The sequence below is a fragment of the Leisingera sp. genome, from assembly GCF_034669605.1.
Classification (GTDB): Bacteria; Pseudomonadota; Alphaproteobacteria; order Rhodobacterales; family Rhodobacteraceae; genus Leisingera.
In genome coordinates, this window is record NZ_JAXMOX010000281.1 from 1 (window position 1) to 4559 (window position 4559).

General features: G+C 63.8%; 5 protein-coding genes. All 5 read right to left on the reverse strand.

Features of this window, described 5'->3' with window-relative positions; all coding sequences use genetic code 11:
• Window positions 1-223: 223 nt before the first annotated feature.
• Window positions 224-571, reverse strand: coding sequence for a hypothetical protein (locus VOI29_RS22685; RefSeq protein WP_323783926.1), 348 nt, complete (start codon window positions 569-571; stop codon window positions 224-226).
• A gap of 98 nt (window positions 572-669) precedes the next feature.
• A complete protein-coding gene (locus VOI29_RS22690; RefSeq protein WP_323783928.1) occupies window positions 670-2244 on the reverse strand; it encodes a Hint domain-containing protein in 1575 nt (524 codons plus the stop codon).
• Window positions 2245-2439: 195 nt separating this feature from the next.
• Window positions 2440-3315, reverse strand: coding sequence for a 3-hydroxyisobutyrate dehydrogenase (gene mmsB / locus VOI29_RS22695; protein WP_323783931.1), 876 nt, complete (start codon window positions 3313-3315; stop codon window positions 2440-2442).
• Window positions 3312-4358, reverse strand: coding sequence for an enoyl-CoA hydratase/isomerase family protein (locus VOI29_RS22700; RefSeq protein WP_323783933.1), 1047 nt, complete (start codon window positions 4356-4358; stop codon window positions 3312-3314). Before VOI29_RS22700 ends, mmsB begins: the two co-directional genes overlap by 4 nt.
• 51 nt (window positions 4359-4409) lie before the next feature.
• Window positions 4410-4559 (reverse strand): acyl-CoA dehydrogenase family protein (locus tag VOI29_RS22705; protein ID WP_323783935.1); only part of this gene is annotated, 150 nt, incomplete at its 5' end.

Below are 4559 nucleotides of genomic sequence, written 5' to 3' on the forward strand. Positions count from 1 at the left end.
TGAAGGACATGCTGCAGACCCGGAAAGTGGCGGCGGAGTAAGCGGCAGGGGCGCTGCGCCGCCAGTTTGGATGGAGAGGGGCGCTGCCCCTTTTGGCCTTCGGCCAATTCACCCCGGAGTATTTCCGGCCAGAAAGAAACCGCGGCAGCGCCGGGCCGCCCTGTTCGGTCGGTTCGGACGGCGGCGGCCGCGTCGGGCGGCCGTCAGATGACGGCGCAAGCGGTCAGTCTTCCAGTTTTGCCACCGCGCCGATCAGGCGCAGAACCTTCTGGGTCTCGCGGTTCACCTGGTAGACATAGCCGCCGGCCCGGACATAGCTGCCGTAAGGGTCCGGGGCCCATTCGCCGGGGTCCCCGATCCAGATATATTCGTCCAGAATATGGTCGCCGCGGCGGTAGAACTTCTTGGCTTGACCCGGCGGCACGCAGCGCGAGGAGGTCTTGGCCAGGCCGGCCGGGCAGTGCAGGAGTGCCTTTTCCGCCTTGTCCTGGCCATTGCCGGCAGCAAGCGGAATAGCCACTGCGCAGGCGGCGGCGAGAACAACGATGGAAACAATATAACGGCGTACCATTTACGGCGGCTCCTTTCTTGGTCGTCTTCGGCATAACGGGCCGGGCGCAAAATCCAAGAGTGCTGTAAACCAAGCGGCGGCGGCCCGCCTGCGGCCGCTCACCCAGCGGCAAGAACCCGCGCTTCATGGCTGCGCAGGGCCAGCCGCACGGCAGTTCCGTAACCGCGCCCGGTTTTGGTGCAGAGGTCCGGAAACAAATCGCGGATTTCCGCCAGCGTTCCGGAATCAAACCCTGCGGCTGTTTGCGGGCCGGGCTGGTAGCTTTCGCTGAGGGCGCCGTCGGCCCAGACAAGCTGGTGGCGGCCGAACAGCAGGTGGACATATTGCGCTGCCTGCATGTCCAGCGCGGGGCGGATGGTGCTGTCGTTCACCAGATCCTTGGCCTTGACCAGAACCTCGTCCTGGCCGAACAGCAGCTCGGCCTTGTGGCCCCTTACCAGCATCCGGTGCTGCGGCGACACATAGAGGTCGCGGGTGTTGCCGCAGCTGCCCCTGGCAAAACGGATCGGAGCGGTTTGCGGCGTGCATGCAACCGTCCGGCTGCCGGTCCATTGCAGGGTCTGAGGCCCGTTGTCGTAGGTCAGAACCTCCATGCCGGGGCGCAGATCCTCAACCGGGATCTCGCCGCCGGGCACCCGGATCATGGTGCCGCGCAGGAAACAGGGCACTGTCTGGTTGATCTCGACCAGGCCGGTGTCCGAATTGCCCAGGCCGGTGTCCGCTGTGTAATTGAAATAGACGGTTTCCAGGTCGCCGTCCGTGGCCACGGTCAGTGTGCCGTCGGCATTGAGGGTGATCTGCTGGCCGGTGGCCAGGGTGACGGTGCCGCCGGCTGAAACCGCCTGATCGTTGATATGGGTGATCGTCAGCGTGCCGCCGGTGGAGATGCTGTCATTGTCCAGAACATCCACCACACGGGTCTTGTTGATGGCGATGTCTTCGTGGTCATCCTGCGCGACCACGGCTGTTTGCACCGACCCGCCGGCAATCAGCAGGTTGGTATCATAACTGCTGTCCACGGTATCGGCGACGCCGATCTTGAGGGTGTTTATCTGGCCTGCATTCACCGGGGCGGCAAAGGTCAGGGTGATGGTGAACCCGTCCATTTCGGTGTTGTACTGATCACCGGTGTTGTCGACATAGATGTTTTCGGTGCCATCGTTGATATTGCCGATCGAGGCAGTGCCGTCGCCGATGGAGACCTGCGCCTCGACCCCGTTCACCCAGACACCGACCACGTCATTATATTGCGAGGTGGCGAACTCGGGGTATTCCTCGGAGGACAGCACAAAGTCGATGGTCAGAAGATCGCCGTCCGGGGTGAAATCGATTTCCAGGAAAGAGGCGTCGCGGGTGGCGGCCCCGGCCAGGGCGTTGAAATCGGCGTCATTGTTGACGCCGGTGGTATTGCTGCTGGTGTTGCTGCGGACGTTTGTGTTGGCGGTGCCGCTGCTGTTGGTAAAGTCGCGCGCATAGCCGGTTGACAGGATCACGCCGGACTCCGCGGGTGCCACGCCGGGGATGGTGGTATCGGCGCCGGAATAGATGCCGGAGGACAGTCTGTCGCCGCTGTAGCTGGCGCTGGTCACAGTGACGCCGCCGCCAAAGATTTCCTCAGCCATCTGGGTGGCTGTCGCGGAGGAGTTGATGTTCAGTTCCGTCGCCGTGGCCATGTCGGACAGCCCCCCAGTGAGCAAAGATTAATATTCCCTTAACGGATTGCTGGGGAACTGGGACGGAATTGTGGCAAGCTGGCGCCGAAATCCTGAAGTTTACTCAAATTTTAGAGAGTCAGGGCCGGGCGGGGAGGCGGCCCGGGACAGGCCGCCTGAGAGGTGCTGGATTTCAGCGCAGTGAGGGCGCTGGTCTCAGCCGTCGCGGCTGCGCTTTTCAAACCGGGGCAGCATGGCGGAGAAATCCATGCCCTTGCCGTTTTCCTCTTCGACGAAGCGCTTGTAAAGCGCCATCGCCAGTTCGCCCATCGGGGTGTCGGCATCTGCGCTTTCTGCTGCCTGCTGGCTGAGGCCCAGATCCTTGAGCATCAGTTCAGCCGCGAACCCAGGCTGATAGCCGTTGTCGGCGGGCGACTGCGGGCCGACGCCGGGGGCCGGGCAGTAGGCGTTCATCGACCAGCTGTAGCCGGAGGAGGTCGAGACCACGTCGAACATCTTCTGGCGGTCGAGACCCAGCTTGTCGGCCAGCGCAAAGGCCTCGCAGGTGGCGATCATGGTGACGCCGAGGATCATGTTGTTGCAGATCTTGGCAGCCTGGCCGGCGCCGGCCGCGCCGCAATGCACCGCCTTTTGGCCCATGATATCGAACAGCGGTTCCGCGGCCGCGAAGGCGTCAGCCGAACCGCCGGCCATGAAGGTGAGCGTGCCGCCGGCCGCGCCGCCGATGCCGCCGGAGACGGGGGCGTCGACGGACAGAAGCCCTGCGGCTTTGGCCTGTTCGGCCACCGCACGGGCAGAGTCCACGTCCACGGTGGAGCAATCGATAAAGGCAGCACCTTTGGTCATCGCCGGAATGACTTCAGCGGCAACAAGGCGCAGGATGGCGCCGTTGGGCAGCATGGTGATGACGGCATCGGCGCCTGCTGCGGCCTCGGGGCCGGACGCGGCCATGGTCACGCCGTCGATGCTGACGTCGGCCATGTCGAAGCCGGTGACCTGATGGCCGGCCTTCGCCAGATTGGCAGCCATCGGCCCGCCCATATTGCCAAGCCCGATAAATCCGATTTTCATGCGAGTTCCTCCTCAAATGTCAGCGCATCCGCGCCGAGCGGCGCCAGCATGTCCGCAACCGCCTGTGCCGGTACCGGCTGGCCTGCGTATTGCCACTGCGGATTGCGGTCCTTGTCAATGATCTGGGCCCGGATGCCTTCCAGGAAATCGCTCTTTTCCATGGCGCGGAATGTGTAGCGGTATTCCAGGTCCAGCGCCCGGCGGATGGCCGGGCCATCGGCACGCAGGCGGCGCAGCATTTCCAATGTGCAGGCCATCGACAGCGGCGAGTTCCGCTTCAGCGATTTCAGCGCGGCCGCGGCAAATTCGCTGTCCTCGGCCTGCAGGCCTTCCAGGATAGCCTCCAGGCTGTGCTTGCCGAAGTGCTTGGCGGTGTCCCCGCGGACTGCGCGCAGCTTGCCCTCCGGCGCGGCCCGGGCGGCATCCTCCACCAGCTTGGCACTGCCGGTTTCCTCCAGCGCGTCGATCAGCGCGGGCCAGTTTTCCTGCGGCACAAAATGGTCGGCAAAGCCCGCAAGGATTGCATCTTCCGCTCCCATGCGGGCCGCGGTCATACCAAGGTATTCGCCCAGGTGGTCCGGCGCCAGCGCCAGCATCAGCGAGCCGCCCACATCCGGCACCAGGCCGATGCCCACCTCGGGCATGGCGATCTGGCTGGTCTCTCCAACAACCCGGTGGGTGCCGTGGCAGCCGATGCCGACCCCGCCGCCCATGGTGAAACCCTGCATGAAGCTGATCACCGGCTTCTTGTATTCAAAAATCAGCGCGTTCAGCCGGTATTCATCGCGCCAGAACCTGCGGCCATAGGAGTAGTCGCCCCTGGTGCCGGTGTCATAAAGCTCGGCAATGTCACCGCCGGCGCAAAACGCCTTATCGCCTTCGGCGTCGATCACCACCAGCTTGACGCTGGCATCCGTTGCCCAGTTGCGCATGGCGGCGTCGATCGCCATGCACATCTCATAGCTCATCGCGTTCAGCGCCTTGGGGCGGGTGAAGGTGATACGGCCGGCCTGGCCGGATTTGCGGATATGGATATCACTCATCCTAGGGGCTCCATCAGGTTTATGCGCCTCGGCAGGGCATCTGGGTACAGGTTACCCTGCAATCAGCTGGCGCGCGACGATCAGGCGCATGATCTCGTTGGTGCCTTCCAGGATCTGATGCACCCGCAGGTCGCGGACGATCTTCTCGACGCCGTAGTCAGCCAGATAGCCATAGCCGCCGTGCAGCTGCAGGCAGCCGTT

Bases quoted from the DNA above. Each gene is read 5' to 3' on its own strand.
- mmsB (WP_323783931.1), bottom strand. From the start codon at position 3,315: ATGAAAATCGGATTTATCGGGCTTGGCAATATGGGCGGGCCGATGGCT.
- VOI29_RS22690 (WP_323783928.1), bottom strand. From the start codon at position 2,244: ATGGCCACGGCGACGGAACTGAACATCAACTCCTCCGCGACAGCCACC.
- VOI29_RS22700 (WP_323783933.1), bottom strand. From the start codon at position 4,358: ATGAGTGATATCCATATCCGCAAATCCGGCCAGGCCGGCCGTATCACC.
- VOI29_RS22685 (WP_323783926.1), bottom strand. From the start codon at position 571: ATGGTACGCCGTTATATTGTTTCCATCGTTGTTCTCGCCGCCGCCTGC.